Origin of the sequence: Sphingomonas sp. 37zxx, assembly GCF_000786205.1 — a bacterium.
GTDB lineage: Bacteria > Pseudomonadota > Alphaproteobacteria > Sphingomonadales > Sphingomonadaceae > Sphingomonas.
On sequence record NZ_JROH01000020.1, the window covers coordinates 25,357 to 42,543 of the forward strand.

Below are 17,187 nucleotides of genomic sequence, written 5' to 3' on the forward strand. Positions count from 1 at the left end.
GGATGTATCCCGAGATTCACTATGTGTTCTCCCCAGAATGGACTAGTATATAGTTTTATTGTCTTGTACCTGTAACCGATCTCGGCTGGTATGACAGTAATCTTCGGCTATGTCGTATTGCAGCATAGCAATACGGAGAGTTCGTTATTTGCGTATTGGTTAAAGAGCATTTAAACTTAAATGATGACTATAGATTGGATAAACCAATCGTGCCTGCGCGATTTCCGTAGGGGTGCGATTCGTCGATAGGGCGGAATTCTGTATGAACAGACTTCGATCGATCCTTCTCGTCTGTGCAGCCAACGATCACGAAATATCGGCCTGGACATATGACGAGTTGCCAAAGCTGCTGAACCGGAAGGCTTTCATTACACCACTGCCTTTGGCGACGATCGCGGGACTGACGCCCGACGATATCGATGTGCATATTTGGGATGAACATATGCATGGCCCGGTGGACGATAGCCCCCTGCTCGAGACATGCGATCTGGTTGGGGTGACGGCGTTTTCCGCGCATCTGCGCCGCGCCCGCGCCATCGCCCGGGTTGCGCGGGCCAAGGGCCGGATGGTCGTGATCGGCGGCCCCGGGGTCACCGCCGCACCCGACAAATGCAAGTCGGATTTCGACGTGCTTTTCCTGGGTGAAGCCGAGGCGACCTGGCCGCGATTTATCGAGGAATATCGCTCCGGCACGCATGCGAAACTGTACCAGGATGCCGTGCTGCCCGATCTGGCGAACGCGCCCAAACCCCGTTGGGAGTCGCTGGCGCAGGACATCCCGTTTTATGTCACCGGCGGGGTTCAGGTGTCGCGGGGCTGCCCGTTCAATTGTGAATTTTGCGGAGTTTGGCAGACCTTTGGGCGCAAGATGCGAACCAAGCCGATCGACCTGGTGATCGACGAGGTTCGCACGTTGCAGCAGCTTGGCCTACGCAGCATTCTGTTTTGCTCGGATAACTTCGTCGGGACGCCGAAATACGCCAAGGAACTACTGCGCCGCGTGATCGACGAGAACCAGAAGCTGGACCAGCCGCTGCTATATTCGGCCGAACTGGACATTACGATCGCCCGCGACCCCGAAATGCTGGCGCTGCTGGCGGACGCCAATTTTTCGGGGCTGTTGATCGGTATCGAGACACCGAATGTCGCCAGCCTGAAGGAAACCCGAAAGCGCCAGAATTTGCGCGAAGACCTGGTGCTCACCGTTCGCCGGATTCAGTCCTATGGCGTGCCGGTCGATGGGTCGATCATCGTCGGGTTCGATCACGATACCCCCACAATCTTCCAGGAACAGTTCGAGTTCCTGCAGGCAGCGCAAATCCCGTTGCCCAAGATGCACATGCTCAAGGCTATCGCCGGCACCGAATTATACGACCGGCTGCACGCCGTGGGGCGGGTGATCGACGTTGCCATGCCGCACAGCGGCGGGTCGCAGGAATATCTCGACGCCGCCGTGCATACCAACATTCTGCCCGTCGGCATGACTCGCGAGGAGTTGATGAACGGCTATCTGTGGTTGGTCGAGAAAATCTTTGCCTGGGAGAATTTCGAGGAGAGGGTGAACGGCTTTGTCGACGGCGTAAGCCGTCAGCCGCAGGTTTCGTGGAGCGCGCCGTCCAAGGGGACGGCAAATTATTTGCGGACCTGCACCGATTCGTTCTCCGCCGAAGCCAGCGCGGCGATCCACCGCATCCTCGATCGGACCGAGGCGGAAAAGCCGTACATGCTCGAAACCGTCGCGCGGCTGTGTTTCCGGCACGTGTTTGAAGCGCGGCGCGTCCCGATCATGCGCCGCGAAATCCAGGATCAGGTCGTGCTCGAACTGGTGTGAAAGCTTGCCACCCCCGTCGCGGGCGGCCCCGCGCATCAGACCTAGGAGGCGAATTTGGTGAAAAAGAAAATCCTGCTGGTTTCGCCCGGCACCGAGCTGGAAAGCATCGACTGGATCGACCGCTACGCCAAGAACATCAAGCACCAGCCGGCCTATGTCGCCCCGCTGAGCATCGCCACCGTCGCCGGACTGACGCCAGATCGCTATGACGTGCAATTGTGGGACGAGGCGGTGCAAGGGCCGGCCGAACGCAACCTGGATGCCGGGTATGATCTGGTGGGAATCACCGGCTATTCGGACCATCTCAGTCGCGGGCTGATCGTGGCGGACGCCTTTCGCGCGCGCGGCATCCCCGTTGTTCTGGGCGGAGCGGGCATCACCGCGGCCCCGCATAAGGGCAAGGACCATGCCGACGCGATCATCGTCGGCGAGGCCGAGGCGACCTGGCCGCGCTTTCTGGACGATTTCGACGCCGGACGGGTGCTGTCGATCTATCGCGCGCCATTGACGGCGGAGATTGGCGACGCTCCGCCCCCGCGCTGGGACAGCATCGCCGCGATCATGCCCGACAGCTATAAAAGCGGATCGGTGGAAACCAGCCGCGGCTGCCCGTTCGACTGCGAATTTTGCGACGTGTGGAAGAAATTCGGGCGCAAGATGCGGACCAAGCCGGTGCCGCAGGTGCTGGACGAAATCCGGACGCTGGAGCGGATCGGCATGAAGCGGATCTATCTGGCCACCGACAATTTCATCGGCGCACCGAAATACGCCAAAGAGGTGCTGCGCGCACTCGCGCCGATGAACCGACAGTTTCGCTATCCGATGTCGTTCATGGCCGAACTGACGCTGACACTGGCGCAGGACACCGAAATGATGGCGCTGCTGGCGCAGGCCAATTTCACCCGCGTATTGATCGGACTTGAGTCGACCAACGAGGATTCGCTCAAGGAAACGCGCAAGCGGCAAAATCTGCGCGGCGACATGATCGCCAAATGCCGTACCATTGCTTCCTATGGGATCGGGATCACCGGCTCGTTGATCGTCGGGTTCGACAATGACGGCATCGGCGTGTTCGACGACCAGGCCAAGTTCATTCAGGAAGCGTTGATCCCGATTCCGCGGCTCAACATCCTGCGCGCGCTGGACGGCACCGATCTGTATGATCGCCTAGGTGCCGATGGCCGCCTGATCGACATGGATAAAACCTATTCGCGCGAAGAGCTTCGCTCGCTGACGCTGCCAACCAACCTGCTGTTCAACAAGATGCGCCGCTCGGAGCTGTATGAAGGGTTTCTCGCGCTGCAGGAGCAGGTGTGGAACTGGCGAAATTTCGAACCGCGCACGATCGGGTTCATCGACAATTTCACCAACCTGCCCGACCGCGGCGCAGACGACCGGCTCGATCGCGTCGTGCCCCAGTTGCAGGCGACGATGCGCCAACTGCCCGAGGCGGATGCGGGGGCGATCGATCGCATCCTGTCGCATGTGCGTGCCAAGGCCCCTGCCTATGTCTGGGAGATCGCTGCCGAGACGATGATTCAGGCCTATCACGCGGCGCAAATGCCCAACATGCGAAAGATGCTGACCCGGCAGGTTGCGATCGAGCGTCGGCTGGAGGCAAATGGTGGTTATGTTCCGCTGGAAATCGAGCCGGTCGTCGCCGAGTCGATTGCCGTTCCGGTTCTGGCGTGAGCGCAGCGTTGCCGCGCGGCGCGACGGCGTTCTGGTCGATGTCGGTGGGGGCGGACTGCGATCACTGGCTAGACCGGTGGTCGCGTTTGCTCGACGATCAGGAGCGCGCGCGGGCGTCGCGGTTTGTCTTTCCGCAACATCGCCGGGCATTCATCGCCAGCCACGCGCTGGTTCGAGTGATGCTGGGCAAACTGCTGGGTCGCAAACCGGCTTTGCTGCAGTTCGACCGCCACCAACTAGGGCGCCCTGAATTGATCGATACGGGGCGGATCAGCTTTTCGCTGTCGCATACCGACGACCTGGTTGCCTGTGCGGTGAGCGGTTCGGGCATTGTCGGCATGGATGTCGAGCCCGATCGCGGCCGGGCGGATTCTCACGCCATTGCCGAGCGTTTCTTCACGCCTGCCGAGGCACGAACGGTGCGAGAACAGGGGGACGGGGCGTTCGTCCGATTATGGACGCTCAAGGAAGCGTTTGTGAAGGCGACGGGCGAGGGCTTGCGGCGACCGCTCGACAGTTTTCAATTCGCGCTCGATCCGGTGAAACTGGAAACCGGCGGCGATGGGCAAGCCTGGCGCTTTGCCCAACTGAAGCCGTCACCTGTCCATTGGGCGGCGGTGGCGCTGCGCGATGCCCCGCCGCACGCATCGCCGCTGGCGTTGACATGCCGGACCTGCCGGCCCGAGAACTTGCAGTGACCGCGATGGTTTCTGACCCGGATGCAGCAATACCGTCCGCGAGCTGGTGTGTCTTGCCGTGGATGCATTTGTTCGTGGGCGAGAATGGCACGATGCGACCGTGCTGCATGGCGCTGGAAAACCCAGCAATGGTCAACCGCGATGCCGATGGCGCACCGATTACCGCCTATGACGGCGTACCGCTTGAGGAGAGTTGGAATTCGCCGTTCATGCGGACGATCCGGCGCGAGATGCTGCACGGCGAGCGGCCGGCGGCCTGCGCGCGGTGTTTTCGCGACGAGGATCTGGGGATTCGCAGCGAGCGCCAGATGTCGAACGAGACGTTCGGCAACCATATCGCCGAAGCGCTTGCGGCAACCGGAGCCGATGGTGAATCGTCGCCCGATCTGATCCGCAGCCTCGACATTCGGCTGGGCAATCGCTGCAATCTGAAATGTCGAATGTGTTCGCCGGTCTCTAGCCGGGCGACGCGGGCCGATTATGCGGCGCTATATGCGATCGAACCCGATGATCCGCGACTGGCGGCGCAGATCGGTCCCGAGGACTGGATGTCCTCCCCCGCGTTTCTGGACCTGTTCGCGGCATGTTCGGCGGGCGCGCAACGGATTCAGTTTTCCGGGGGCGAACCGCTGTTGATCCCGGAGATGAAGCTGTTGTTGCGGGGGCTGGTCGACCGCGGGCTCGCACCGGGGATCGACCTGTTTTACATCACCAATCTGACAACGCTGCCGGTGTTGCTTTTCCCATTGTGGCAGCAATTTCGCCGGGTCAGCTTTCTGGTGTCGCTCGATGCCATCGAAACGGCGGGCGAGTATATCCGCAATAATCTCAACTGGCCGCGGCTGGATACCAATTTGCGCCTGTTGAACGGCAAGGCAGCGCAGATTGGCTGTCGTAAGCCGCGTGTGAACGTAACGGTGCAGGCCTATAACATTCTGAGGATCGACGAGACTGTCAGCTATGTCGCCGAACAATTGCCGCAGTTCGGCCGCCCTAATTTAAGCCTGTTATATTATCCCGAGCATCTGGGCATCCGCGTGCTGCCAGCGCCGCTGAAGCAGGAGGCGACCCAGCGGTTGCGGCGATTGGCTGATCGGGTTCGCACCGGGTGGCCCGGTCAATGGAGCAGCGACGAGTCCGGCGATCTCGTCTCCACCATCGAGGCGATTATCGAGCATATGAACGGTGCCGATCGCGGCGATCTGCTCGACGAGTTTCGGCGCTGGACGCGAGTACTTGACGACCGTCGTGGGGAGAACGTGCACGTCGCGCTGCCCGAACTTGCACCGATTTTCGACGTCGCTTTTGCCGAGGAACCTGTCCGATGAACCAGCGTACAATCTCGCCCGCAGGGCATCTGGACGAGGTCCGCTGGCTCGACCTGCCATCGCATGGCGATCCACGCGGAACATTGACCGCGGTCGAAAGCGGCCAGGATGTGCCGTTCGACGTCAGGCGGGTCTATGTGCTGCACGACATCGTGGCCGATCGAGGGGGGCATGCGCACCGCGATACCCATCAATTGGTCACAGCAGTGGCCGGCGGGTTCGACCTGAGCCTGTCCGATGGCAGCAGCCGGCGGACCTATCGTCTGAACCGGCCAACGCGCGGGCTGTTGTTCGGGCCGATGCTGTTCATCACGATGACCGGCTTCCTGCCCGATACCCGCGTATTGGTGATGGCGAGTACCCATTATGACGGTGCGCGATCGATCCGCTCCTGGCCCGATTATCTGGCGGCGATCGGCCAATGAGCGGCGACCGCGCACGGCAGGACGAGGAAGCCATCCTGCGCTCGGCACTCACCAGCGATAGCGCGATCCAGCCACTGGCCACACTGCCCGGGTGGATTGAGCGGCAGTCGCAGCGGCTGAAGCTGGAGACGAAGCGCATACCCTTCGACGCGCTCGATCAATGGCGGTGGCTGCCCAATCCGGTGCGGTTGGCGCATGTTTCGGGCAAGTTCTTTGAAATGGAGGGTATTCGCGTTGAAAGCGAGTTTGGCGCATGTGCGGCGTGGGAACAGCCGATCATCCGCCAGCCCGAGATCGGCAATCTGGGCATCATCGCGCAACGCCTGAACGGCGTGCTCCATTTTCTGCTGCAAGCCAAGGTCGAGCCCGGCAACATCAACGGCATCCAGCTTTCCCCGACCGAGCAGGCGACGCGCAGCAATTACCTGCAAGTGCATAACGGCCAGGCCCCGCCCTTCCACGCCTATTTCCAGACACAAGGAAAAGGACGGGTGCTCGCCGATCGGCTGCTTGGCGAGCATGGTCATCGGTTCTTGCGCAAGCGCAACCGCAACGTGATTGTCGAAGTCGATGCCGAAACCGACCCGTTCGACCAAGACGGCTTTTGCTGGCTGACGCTGGGCCAGATCAAGCAGTTGATGCGGCAGGACAATCTGATCAATATGTCGACTCGATCGGTGCTGTCTTGCCTACCACTATCGCCTTGGGCGGGTCGACCGCGCATGTCGATGCCGGAGGAACACACGTTCGAGGGGGCGCTGATCGTCTCGCTTTACCAGCAGGACAGGCACCAGCACACGACCGGTGAATTGTTGAACTGGCTGGCATCGTTGCGGGCGCGCAATCATTTCAGAACCTATCGCCGTCCACTCGATCAGTTGGAGGGCTGGCGCTGCAATGACACCGAAATCACATCCGATCGCGGCACCCATGATTTTTCGGTGATCGCGGTTTCGGTGACCGCGGGGGGGCGGGAGGTGCGTAGCTGGTCGCAGCCGATGATCCATCATGTCGGCATCGGCACGGTCGGTTTCCTTTGCAGCCGGATCAAGGGCGTGATGCATTTGCTGGTCCGTGCCTGCCTGCCGCCGGGTGGCGATACATCGTTCGAATTAGGGCCGACGCTGTGCGTTTCGGCGGGATCGACTGGGGCAGTTGCGTCCGATCCGATCGCGGCGCTGTTCGTTGACCCTTCCCCTGAAAGCGTGCGCCATAATTCGATCCAGTCCGAAGAAGGCGGGCGGCTGAGCCATTATCGTAGTCGTTACCTGATTCTGGAGGTGCCCAGTGGCGATATGCCGGTGGCGCAGGACGATGCGCGCTGGATGACGCTTGGACAGCTTGCCGCATTCAACCATTTCGGCATGGTCAATATGGAAGCGCGAAACCTGCTGGCGTGCCTGGATTTCTGCCCCGACCCGATCGCAGCGCCGATCGAATGGCGCGCTGAACCTGCTGATCTGGCGATGTCGGGCTGACCTCTGCTACCGCGCCAGGCCCTGATGCAACATCGGGGCGAGGCTACGTCAAAAATGGAGCCTCGCTGTCCGCCTCTCGGGCTTGGTCCCGCGGGGTGGGGCGGACATGGCGAGGCTCCACCTATGGTCGGCACGTAGAGGGAGCACGCAGCCGATGTTGTTGGGATACCGTAGCTGTTGATATAAGCCCAATAGAAAGCCGGAGGCGGATTCGATAGCGAGCATCTATCGATCAGCGCGAGGTATTCGGTATCACGCATGCTGGGGCCGATTGGTTCAAGGATCCTGAACGCGGGAAATTTGCGTTATGCGCGCCGTGCCCGGTGCCGCGCCGGCGATTGGGGTCCGAATGCCGAAGGAATGTGCAGGAAAAAAAAGGAGCCTCGCGGTTCGATGGTCCCGGGGGGGAGGGGCGAACACGTTGCGAGGCTCCGTCGGCCGCTGGCGACCATGTCGCTTGCGGCTTCGATGTACAAAAATTACGCCGTGGCGCATCATAACTCAAATAGAAAGGCTGGCCCATAAGCGATAGTCAACGCCTATGGCATGCCAGGAGCGTTGTGGGCTTCGTCGATGCCCCTGAATGACTACGCCCAGTCGCGGCGAAGCGGTCGTACCGCCATCAGCATCAGCCCCGCTGCGATCAGGTAAAAGCCCAATGCCGCGACGGTCGAATAGCGCAGCGCCTCCGCGCCGAACCGCGCGGTCATCGAATCGGACATCGCCCCCATCACCCATGAGCCAAGGCCCAGGCCGATCAGATTGTTGATCAGCAGGAAACTCGCGCTGGCGGTGGCACGCATATGTGCAGGCACCAGCCCTTGCACCGCAGTGTTCACCGGACCCAGCCACAGGATGTTGAGGCCGTTGGGGATGAGGAACAGGAACCACGCGACGACCGGCGATGGCGCAAGCAGTGCGGCGGCGAAGAAGGGCACGGTGACCAGCCAGGCTATCGCGGGCAGCTTGGCATAGGCACCATGATCGCGCGTGCCAAAGCGATCGGCGAGGCTGCCACCCAGCAGCACCCCGGTCGATCCGCCGATCAGCAGCACGGTGCCGATGAAGAGTGCGGCGTCGAACAACTCGAAATCGAAGCTGCGGACCAGTACCGACGGCACCCAGAAAGCGAGGCCATAGCCGCACATCGAACTGAACCCGGCGGCAAAGCCCATCAGCCAGAAGCTGGGCTTGCGCGCCAGGATCGCGAATACTTCGCCTACCGGCGCGCGCGCGGTTGCAGTAGGGGCCACCGCGTCCGCCCCGCCGCGCGCCGGCTCGCGCACGATCAGCCGGAAGATCGGCGCGATCACGATGCCAGCTACTCCGACGACCACGAACGCGGTGCGCCAATCGACGGTCGCGGCGATATACCCGCCCAGGATCGCGCCGCCCGCCAGCCCCAGCGGCACGCCGAGCGAATAGATCGACAATGCCCGCGCGCGGCTTTCGGGGGGGAAATAGTCGGCGATCATCGCATAGGAGGGGGCAACCCCGCCGGCTTCGCCGACCCCGACGCCAAGGCGATAGGCAAAAAGCTGCCAGAAGCTGGTCGCGGTGCCGCATAGCGCGGTGAAGCCGCTCCACACCACCAGCGACCCGGTGATCACCCAGCTTCGGCTGGTGCGATCGGCGAGCAGCGCCAGCGGGATCGCCAGCGTCGAATATAGCATCGCAAAGGCGATGCCGCCAAGCGCGCCAAGCTGGGTATCGGTGAGCCCCAGATCGGCCTTGATCGGCTGGACCAGGATGCCGAGAATCTGCCGGTCGAGGAAGTTGAAGATATACACCAGCAACAGCATCGCGAGCACGAGCCCGCGATAGGCCGGGGTGACGGGGCGGGTGGTGGCCTGGGTCATGGCGATACTTGTGCCACGCCGTTGACCCGACCGCCATGAGGCTGCGTGGCCATCACCATGCTTAGAACCCGGCGCGTCAGAACTTCACCGCGAAGGTCGCGAACAGCTGACGCGGGTTGCCGTAAAAGGCGGTGACGACCCCTTCGCGGCCAAGCGCCGGGGTGATGCCGCCGCTGGGGGTGAGCACCGGTGCCTGGTTCACCGGATTGCCGACCGCGAAGATATAGCCCGAATTGATATAGCGTTCGTCGGTCAGATTCTTGCCGTGCAACCCGATCGAATAAGCACGCTCGGGGCCGAAGCTGTAGTTGATGCTGGCATCGAACAGCGCATAGCCCGGCTGGTCGAGAAAGGGGTTGGGGATTTCGAACTGGGTGACGTCGCTGCGATACGACACCGTGGTCGATGCGTTGAGTTCGCCCGCCCCGACCGCCGCGACCGCGCCCAACGTGCCGCTGGCAGTCCATTCGGGGGTGTTCTGGATACGGCGCGACGCCGCGACATCCTGGCCGGTCGGGCCGATGAAGCTGTCATATTTGGCGTCGATATAGCCCATCGTTCCCGCCAGCGTGACCTGTGACCCCGGCCCGGCGAAGCCACGCGCGAGGCGGGCGAACAATTCGGCCTCCAACCCCTTGAACGTCGCGGCGGCGGCGTTGGTGGTAACGCCGGCGAACCCTTCGAAAATGCCGTCATTATTGGCATCGACGCCGACCGAGCCTGGCACCTGGACATCGCGATAATCGGCGTAAAAGCCGGTGAGTTGATAGGTAAAGGCGCGGTCGAACAGCGATCCTTTCAGGCCGATCTCATAGCTGTCGACCTCTTCGGGATCGAACAGGAAGAAATTATAGATGTCGTCATATTGGATGCCCGGGACGCCATTGCTGTTGGGGGCGATGTTCGCGCTGCCGCGCGGATCGAAGCCGCCGCCCTTGAAGCCCTTGGCATAGGAGACATAGGCCAGCATGTCCTCGGTCGGCTTGATCGAAATCGAGGCGCGCGGGGTCCATTTCTTGAACGTCGCCTCGCCGGTGAAATCGGTGATCGGTGCGCCGAGATTGACGCCGTTACCGCCAAAGGCGGGATCGGCCCCGCCCAGGCGGTTCGCCTTGAAAATGTCCGAGCGCCGCGTGTCGCTGGTATAGCGGACGCCGCCCGCCAGGCTGAGCCAGTCGGTGACGTCGAAGGTGAAGTCGCCGAACACCGACCAGGTGTCGGTCCGCACATCGCCCGCGGTCTGCTGGCCGAAACCCGCCGAAACCGGCAGCCCGAGCGCAGGGCCGGTGGTGGCGAGGATCACGTCGAACTTGGTCGAAGCCTCGGCATCGAGATAGTAGAAGCCGAGCAGACCGTTCAGCCGATCGCTTTCGTACAGCAGCTGGAATTCCTGGCTGATCTGCTCGTTGCGATAGACTGCGGGCACATCGACATCGACGGCGGGCAGGGCGTCGAAATCGATCGGGGTGAAGCTGCGATCCTGCCGCCACGCACTGATGCTGCGCAGGGTGAAGGCATCGGACAATTGCGCGTTGACGTTGATCGCCAGCCCGCCGGCTTCGATGTCGTTGACTGGGTTGGCCAGGCCCGCGCGGGTGTCGAATTCGTTTTCGAGTACCGGCGCGCCCGATTGCAGGCCGGGGATCAGGCGGTGGCCGTTGCGGGCGTTGGATTTGTCGTGGGTGTAATCGCCCGCGATCCGCACGAACAAGCGGCTGTCGGGCGTTTCGAACTCGATCGTGCCGCGACCGGCCCAGATGTCCTTGTTATAGTTTTCGATCCCCAAAGTGAGGTTATCGCCGAAGCCGCCCCGGCTGAGCCGCGCGCCGGCCACGCCGATGCGGATACCTTGCGCGATCGGGGCCGAGATACTGACCACGCCGTCGGCCTGGTCATAGCTGCCATAGGTGCCGCGCAGCCGGACCGACAGATCGTCGGGAAGCTGGCGCGTGACATATTTGATCGCGCCGCCGATGGTGTTGCGGCCATAGAGCGTGCCCTGCGGCCCGCGCAGCACCTCGATCCGCTCGACATCGTAAATATCGAGCAGCGCCGCCTGCGGGCGATTGAGGTACACATCGTCGAGATACAGGCCGACGCCAGCCTCGAAGCCGGGCACCGGATCCTGCTGGCCGACGCCGCGAATAAAGGCGGTGAGCGTCGAATTGGTGCCGCGCGACGGCTCGAGCGTGACGTTCGGCGTGGTGCCGCCGATGTCCGACAGATCGATCGCACCGCGCGCCTCCAGCGCTTCGCCCGAATAGGCGGTGATCGCGATCGGCACGTCGAGCAGGCTTTCATCGCGGCGGCGAGCGGTGACAATGATGTCCTGATCGCCTAGCGCACTGATGTCGCGCGATGCTTCCGGGGTTGCGGCTAGTGTATCGGCGGTTTCCTGCGCCTGGGCGGTTGCCGCCGAAAGCGCGAGTATCGCCGCCGACATGTTGAGCGTGAAACGGGTGTTCGAATGCAGACGTGCCATGCGGTATCCCCTCTTTGCTATGGGCACCCGTCGCTGCGGGTTGTGCCTCTTTGTTGGTAGGCGTTATACTGACACATGAACCGGTTTTCAACTTTAGAATGAAGAGGGGATGATCATTGTCTGAAGCCGAGGAAACGGTCGAAGGCGCGAGTGCGGGCAAAGAACCACGCACGGCACGCGGCCGACGGACGCTGCGCGCGATCCTGGATGCTGCCGCGCTCGAATTCGGGGAACGCGGTTTTCACGAAGCGTCGATCAGCGGGATCACCCGGCGCGCGGGCGTGGCATTGGGCAGTTTCTATACCTATTTCGATTCGAAGGACGAGGTGTTCCGGGCGCTGGTGCGGGATATGTCGGGGCGGGTGCGCGACTATGTCGGCCCGAGCGTTCGCGCCGCGCCCGATGGCATCGCCGCCGAAAGCGCCGGACTGGAGGCGTTCATCGCCTTTGTCCGCGAGCATAAGGAAATCTATCGGATCATCGACGAGGCCGAGTTCGTCGACCCCGAATCCTTCCGCCTGCACTACACGACAACGGCGGAACGCATCGCCGCCCGGTTATCGGCAGCGGCGGAGCGCGGCGAAGTTCGAAGCGATGTGGACGAAGTGCACGCCTGGGCGGTGATGGGCATGAACGTGTTTCTGGGGCTTCGCTATGGCGTGTGGCGCGAGGACGGCACCCCGGCGGACATCGCCGAGACTGTTGCCGATTTCCTGCGACATGGCCTGCAGGGAACGCGGAAAGGAAGTGCGGCGGCGAAGCGGCGATGAGTAGGTGACAAAAACGCGGAGCTGTTTACCAGTAAAAACATCTTGCACCCCCGCAAATCTTCCGCGATTGAAGGCGCTGGCGCACGAAAGTTGCGTGGGGGAGTGGTCGATGGGCGATGCCAGCGCCGATAGTGCGAATGCAGGCGGCACGCGGCATGTGCTGTTGCTCGACCTGAAGGACGAAGCGGCGGCGATTGCGCGCTATGAGCAGGCGCATCGGCCCGGCGGGGTGCCGGCGTCGGTGGTGGCGAGCATCCGTACTGCCGGTATAAGCGACATGCGGATCTATCGGTGCGGCAATCGGCTGGTGATGCTGATGGAGACTGATGCGTCGTTCGACCCGGTGGCCAAGGCGGCAGCCGATGCCGCGAACCCCGATGTTCAGGCGTGGGAAGCGCTGATGGACACGTTGCAACAGCGCCTGCCGTTCGCGGCCGAGAACGAGAAGTGGGTGGCTGCGTCGCCCATCTTCGACCTTATTCAGCATATCGGGGATTAGTGCATGCGATTGAAGGGAAAACGGGCGCTGGTGACAGCGGCCGGGCAGGGCATCGGGCGTGCCGTTGCCGAGGCGTTTTTGCGCGAGGGCGCGCAGGTCTATGCCGCTGACATCAATGTCGCGCCGCTGGAGGGGGCAGAGGGGCTGGTGCCGCTATGGCTCGACGTGACCGACACCACTGCGATCAAGCTGTTGCCGCAGCAATTGGGGCCGATCGACGTGCTGTTCAACGGCGCGGGCGTGGTGCATGCCGGGACCATCCTGGAATGTAGCGACGCCGATTGGGACCAGGCATTTTCGCTGAACGTCACCGCGATGTTCCGGCTGATCCAGGCATTCCTGCCCGGCATGGTCGAGCGGGGCAGCGGATCGATCCTGAACACCGCGTCGGTTGCATCGTCGCTGATCGGCGTCCGCGGGCGCTTTGCCTATGGCGCGTCGAAGGCGGCGGTGGTCGGCATGACCAAATCGGTGGCGGCGGATTATGTCGCCAGCGGCATCCGCTGCAACGCGATTTGCCCCGGCACGATCAAAACGCCTTCGCTGCTCGCGCGCATCGAGGCGCAGGCCGAAAAGACCGGCGTTTCCTTTGCCGAGACCTATCAGGGCTTTGCCAATCGCCAGCCGATGGGCCGGCTGGGCCGCGTGGAGGAGATCGCCGCGCTGGCAGTGTATCTGGCGTCGGACGAAAGCAGCTTCACCACTGGGACGGTATCGGTGATCGACGGCGGGTGGACGGTCGAATGAGCAGGATCACCGGGCTTCGCACGATCGACGTTCGCTTCCCCACCAGTGATTCGCTGGATGGTTCGGATGCGATGAACCCCGATCCGGATTATTCGGCGGCCTATGTCATCCTGGAGACCGATAGCGGGGTGGAGGGGCATGGCCTGACCTTCACGATCGGGCGCGGCAACGACATCTGCGTCGCCGCGATCGAGGCGATGCGCCATCTGGTGGTGGGGATCGAGCTGGATTGGTTGCGCGAAAATCCCGCGCGGTGCTGGCGGCATCTGACCGGCGACAGCCAGCTTCGTTGGATCGGCCCCGAAAAGGGCGTCATCCATCTGGCCACCGGCGCGGTCGTGAACGCGCTATGGGACTGGTGGGCGAAGGCTGAGGGCAAGCCGGTGTGGCGGCTGGTGGGCGAGATGACCCCCGAACAGCTCGTCGGCGCGATCGATTTTCGCTATATCACCGATTGCATTACGCCGGACGCGGCGCTGGCGCTGCTGACCGCGCGCGGTCAGGGCAAGGCCGAGAGGGTGCAGGCGCTGATCGAGCGCGGCTATCCCTGTTACACCACCTCTGCCGGGTGGCTTGGCTATTCGGACGAAAAGCTGGCGCGGCTGGCGCGCGAGGCGGTGGATGCCGGGTTCCGTCACGTCAAGCTGAAGGTCGGGCGCGACCTGGAGGACGATGTCCGCCGGTTGCGGGTCGCGCGTGAAGCGGTGGGGCCGGATGTCGCGCTGATGATCGACGCCAACCAGATGTGGGAAGTCGATGAGGCGATCAACTGGGTCAACGCGCTTGCCTTTGCCCAGCCCTGGTTCATCGAGGAGCCGACCAGCCCCGACGATGTCGAGGGGCATCGCAAGATCCGCCAGGGGATCGGCAAGGTCGGCGTCGCGACCGGCGAGATGTGCCAGAACCGCGTGTTGTTCAAACAGTTCATGATGCGCGAAGCGATCGACGTGGTGCAGATCGACGCCTGCCGCCTGGGCGGGTTGAACGAGGTGCTGGCCGTGCTGCTGATGGCCGCGAAATATGAGCTGCCGGTCTGTCCGCATGCCGGCGGCGTTGGCCTTTGCGAATATGTTCAGCATCTGGCGATGATCGACTATCTGTCGTTCGCTGGAACGCAGGCGGGGCGCGTCGTGGAATATGTCGATCATCTGCACGAGCATTTCGTCGACCCGTGCGTCATCCGCGACGCCGCCTATATGCCGCCCGAACTGCCCGGCTTTTCGATCGAGATGAAGCCGGCATCGCTCGAGCAGTATCGCCATCGCGGCACCGCGACATGAATTTGGAGCTGGCCGGAAAGATCGTCATCGTCACCGGCGGCGGATCGGGCATCGGTGCCGCCACGACGCAGGTGCTGGCGCAGGAAGGCGCGGTGCCCGTCGTGGTCGCGCGCACCCCGCTGGAGCCTGATTTCGAGCGCGAAGTCCGCGCATCCTGCCCCGAGCTGCTGTTCATCGCGACCGAGCTTGGCGAGGTCGATCAATGCCGGGCGGCGATCGCGGCGGTGATCGCGCGCTTTGGCCGGATCGATGCGCTGGTCAACAATGCCGGCACCAATGACAGCGTGTCGCTGGAAGCTGGTCCCGAAGCGTTCGAGGCATCGCTTCGCGGCAATCTGACGCATTATTACACGATGGCGCATCTGTGCCTGCCGCATCTGCGCGCGGCAAAGGGCGCGATCGTCAACGTGTCGTCGAAAGTGGCGTTGACCGGGCAGGGCGGCACCAGCGGCTATGCCGCTGCCAAGGGCGCGCAACTGGCGCTGACCCGCGAATGGGCGGCGGCGCTGGCGCGCGACGGAATCCGCGTGAATGCGGTGGTGCCAGCCGAGGTGATGACGCCGCTCTATCGCCAGTGGATCGATTCACTCGACGCGCCCGATGAAAAGCTGAAGGCGATCGAACGCAGCGTGCCGCTGGGCCACCGGCTGACCAGCCCGCGCGAAATCGCCGACACCATCGCCTTTCTTTTGTCGCCGCGCGCCAGCCATGTCACCGGGCAATGGATGGTGGTCGACGGTGGCTACACGCATCTGGATCGAGCGCTGGGTTAAAAACATCGCCGGGAAGCTCGCACAGACGGGCAGCGGCATCAGGAGAGCTGTCATCGTGCCTACCCGTACTGCCCTGTTGCCGGTCATCTTGATCACCAGCCTCTTTTTCCTGTGGGGGATGGCGAACAATCTGAACGACATCCTGATCACCCAGTTCAAAAAGGCGTTCGTGCTGACCGATCTGGAAACAGGTCTGGTCCAGTCGGCCTTTTACCTGGGCTATTTCGTCTTTGCGCTGCCCGCCGGGCTGTTGATGCGCGCCTATGGCTATAAGGCGGCGGTGATTTTCGGGCTGTTGCTGTACGGGGCCGGGGCGCTGCTATTTTATCCGGCGGCGCAGGCGGCGGAATATCGCTATTTCCTGATCGCTTTGTTCGTGATCGCAGCGGGCCTCGCCTTTCTGGAGACTGCCGCCAATCCGCTGATCACCGTGCTGGGGCCGACCGAGACCGCCGCGCGCCGGCTGAACCTGGCCCAGGCGTTCAATCCCGCCGGGTCGATTACCGGGCTGTTGATCGGCAAATATGCGATCCTGTCGGGGATCGAGCATAGTGATGCCGCGCTGAACGCGATGCCGGCGGCGCAGCAACAGGCGTTCCTGCTGGCCGAAACCCGCGCGGTGCAGGGGCCGTATATCGCGATCGGCCTGTTCGTGCTCGCCTGGGCCGCGCTGGTGGCGATCGCTCGCTTTCCGGCTGCGGCGTCGCGGCCGGTCCAGGTCGAAACCGCGACCATCGGCTGGCGGCAATCGATCACCGGGCTGTTTGCACGGCCACGGTTCCTGTTCGGCGTGATCGCGCAGTTCTTTTATGTCGGCGCGCAGGTCGGCGTGTGGAGCTACACCATTCGGTACGCGCAGGATGCGACCGGCATGGGGGAGCGTTCGGCCGCAGACTGGATCATCGCGGCGACCCTGCTGTTTCTGGTCGGGCGGTTCGTTGGGGTCGCGTTGATGCGGCGGGTCACGCCGGTTCGGCTGATGGCGATCTATGCCGCGATCTGCGTGGCGCTGGCGCTGGGCGCGGCGGTGTTGCCGGGCATGGCCGGGCTGGTGGCGCTGACCGCGATCAGCTTCTTCATGTCGGTGATGTTCCCCACCATCTTCGCATTGTCGGTCGAGGGGCTTGGACCCTATGCCTATACCGGCTCTTCGCTGGTGGTGATGGCGATCGTCGGCGGCGCGGTGCTGACCCCGGTGATGGGCGCGGTTTCGACGGTGGCGGGAATCCAGGCGGCGATGCTGGTGCCCGCGTTCTGCTTCGCGGTGGTCACCGCCTTTGCACTGAGCAATTTGCGCGGGGGCCGGTCAGCCTGATGTCGCCCGC

General features: G+C 62.9%; 14 protein-coding genes. 12 read left to right on the forward strand and 2 right to left on the reverse strand.

What is annotated here, in order from left to right; translation table 11 throughout:
• Nucleotides 1-454 precede the first annotated feature (454 nt).
• Genes QU44_RS09825 through QU44_RS09850 form a run of 6 tightly spaced genes read left to right on the forward strand, consistent with a single transcriptional unit; the run spans nucleotide 455 to nucleotide 7,452 of the window.
• Nucleotides 455-1,831: a B12-binding domain-containing radical SAM protein gene (locus tag QU44_RS09825; RefSeq protein WP_197054289.1), complete on the forward strand. Its 1,377-nt coding sequence runs from the start codon at nucleotides 455-457 to the stop codon at nucleotides 1,829-1,831.
• A 57-nt stretch (nucleotides 1,832-1,888) separates the two neighbouring features.
• Nucleotides 1,889-3,523 carry a B12-binding domain-containing radical SAM protein gene (locus tag QU44_RS17460; protein ID WP_052134614.1) on the forward strand — a complete coding sequence of 545 codons (1,635 nt, stop codon included), beginning with the start codon at nucleotides 1,889-1,891 and terminating at the stop codon, nucleotides 3,521-3,523.
• A complete protein-coding gene (locus tag QU44_RS09835) occupies nucleotides 3,520-4,221 on the forward strand; it encodes a 4'-phosphopantetheinyl transferase family protein (protein WP_052134616.1) in 702 nt (233 codons plus the stop codon). Before QU44_RS17460 ends, QU44_RS09835 begins: the two co-directional genes overlap by 4 nt.
• Nucleotides 4,222-4,226: 5 nt before the next feature.
• Nucleotides 4,227-5,549, forward strand: a complete 1,323-nt coding sequence (locus tag QU44_RS09840; RefSeq protein WP_269429168.1) for a twitch domain-containing radical SAM protein — start codon at nucleotides 4,227-4,229, stop codon at nucleotides 5,547-5,549.
• Nucleotides 5,546-5,974, forward strand: coding sequence for a sugar 3,4-ketoisomerase (locus QU44_RS09845; protein ID WP_033921941.1), 429 nt, complete (start codon nucleotides 5,546-5,548; stop codon nucleotides 5,972-5,974). The genes QU44_RS09840 and QU44_RS09845 overlap by 4 nt, the downstream gene beginning before the upstream one ends.
• The gene (locus tag QU44_RS09850; protein WP_052134617.1) at nucleotides 5,971-7,452 is read left to right on the forward strand and encodes an NDP-hexose 2,3-dehydratase family protein; all 1,482 of its coding nucleotides are present in this window, start codon (nucleotides 5,971-5,973) and stop codon (nucleotides 7,450-7,452) included. Before QU44_RS09845 ends, QU44_RS09850 begins: the two co-directional genes overlap by 4 nt.
• 587 nt (nucleotides 7,453-8,039) lie before the next feature.
• Here the strand turns inward: QU44_RS09850 and QU44_RS09855 are convergent.
• Both QU44_RS09855 and QU44_RS09860 read right to left on the reverse strand, forming a co-directional pair.
• The gene (locus tag QU44_RS09855) at nucleotides 8,040-9,311 is read right to left on the reverse strand and encodes a spinster family MFS transporter (RefSeq protein WP_033921943.1); all 1,272 of its coding nucleotides are present in this window, start codon (nucleotides 9,309-9,311) and stop codon (nucleotides 8,040-8,042) included.
• A gap of 76 nt (nucleotides 9,312-9,387) precedes the next feature.
• On the reverse strand, nucleotides 9,388-11,793 hold the full coding sequence (locus QU44_RS09860; protein WP_033921944.1) for a TonB-dependent receptor: 2,406 nt from the start codon (nucleotides 11,791-11,793) through the stop codon (nucleotides 9,388-9,390).
• Between the two features lie 116 nt (nucleotides 11,794-11,909).
• Here QU44_RS09860 and QU44_RS09865 point away from each other — a divergent pair, with 116 nt between their 5' ends.
• The 6 genes from QU44_RS09865 to fucP all read left to right on the forward strand — a co-directional run bounded on the left by QU44_RS09865 (nucleotide 11,910) and on the right by fucP (nucleotide 17,177).
• The gene (locus QU44_RS09865) at nucleotides 11,910-12,563 is read left to right on the forward strand and encodes a TetR/AcrR family transcriptional regulator (protein WP_052134619.1); all 654 of its coding nucleotides are present in this window, start codon (nucleotides 11,910-11,912) and stop codon (nucleotides 12,561-12,563) included.
• A 109-nt stretch (nucleotides 12,564-12,672) separates the two neighbouring features.
• Nucleotides 12,673-13,062 carry an L-rhamnose mutarotase gene (locus QU44_RS09870; RefSeq protein WP_052134626.1) on the forward strand — a complete coding sequence of 130 codons (390 nt, stop codon included), beginning with the start codon at nucleotides 12,673-12,675 and terminating at the stop codon, nucleotides 13,060-13,062.
• Nucleotides 13,063-13,065: 3 nt separating this feature from the next.
• On the forward strand, nucleotides 13,066-13,809 hold the full coding sequence (locus QU44_RS09875; protein ID WP_033921947.1) for an SDR family oxidoreductase: 744 nt from the start codon (nucleotides 13,066-13,068) through the stop codon (nucleotides 13,807-13,809).
• Nucleotides 13,806-15,089, forward strand: a complete 1,284-nt coding sequence (locus QU44_RS09880) for an L-fuconate dehydratase (RefSeq protein WP_033921948.1) — start codon at nucleotides 13,806-13,808, stop codon at nucleotides 15,087-15,089. Before QU44_RS09875 ends, QU44_RS09880 begins: the two co-directional genes overlap by 4 nt.
• Nucleotides 15,086-15,862 carry an SDR family oxidoreductase gene (locus tag QU44_RS09885; RefSeq protein ID WP_033921949.1) on the forward strand — a complete coding sequence of 259 codons (777 nt, stop codon included), beginning with the start codon at nucleotides 15,086-15,088 and terminating at the stop codon, nucleotides 15,860-15,862. Before QU44_RS09880 ends, QU44_RS09885 begins: the two co-directional genes overlap by 4 nt.
• A complete protein-coding gene (fucP, locus tag QU44_RS09890; protein WP_231621693.1) occupies nucleotides 15,828-17,177 on the forward strand; it encodes an L-fucose:H+ symporter permease in 1,350 nt (449 codons plus the stop codon). The genes QU44_RS09885 and fucP overlap by 35 nt, the downstream gene beginning before the upstream one ends.
• Nucleotides 17,178-17,187: the final 10 nt, after the last annotated feature.

What these genes read in the sequence shown, in the direction of transcription:
- QU44_RS09840 (WP_269429168.1), top strand. Translation starts at nt 4,227, where the DNA reads ATGGTTTCTGACCCGGATGCAGCAATACCGTCCGCGAGCTGGTGTGTC.
- QU44_RS09845 (WP_033921941.1), top strand. Translation starts at nt 5,546, where the DNA reads ATGAACCAGCGTACAATCTCGCCCGCAGGGCATCTGGACGAGGTCCGC.
- QU44_RS09850 (WP_052134617.1), top strand. Translation starts at nt 5,971, where the DNA reads ATGAGCGGCGACCGCGCACGGCAGGACGAGGAAGCCATCCTGCGCTCG.
- QU44_RS09855 (WP_033921943.1), bottom strand. Translation starts at nt 9,311, where the DNA reads ATGACCCAGGCCACCACCCGCCCCGTCACCCCGGCCTATCGCGGGCTC.
- QU44_RS09860 (WP_033921944.1), bottom strand. Translation starts at nt 11,793, where the DNA reads ATGGCACGTCTGCATTCGAACACCCGTTTCACGCTCAACATGTCGGCG.
- QU44_RS09870 (WP_052134626.1), top strand. Translation starts at nt 12,673, where the DNA reads ATGGGCGATGCCAGCGCCGATAGTGCGAATGCAGGCGGCACGCGGCAT.
- QU44_RS09875 (WP_033921947.1), top strand. Translation starts at nt 13,066, where the DNA reads ATGCGATTGAAGGGAAAACGGGCGCTGGTGACAGCGGCCGGGCAGGGC.
- QU44_RS09880 (WP_033921948.1), top strand. Translation starts at nt 13,806, where the DNA reads ATGAGCAGGATCACCGGGCTTCGCACGATCGACGTTCGCTTCCCCACC.
- QU44_RS09885 (WP_033921949.1), top strand. Translation starts at nt 15,086, where the DNA reads ATGAATTTGGAGCTGGCCGGAAAGATCGTCATCGTCACCGGCGGCGGA.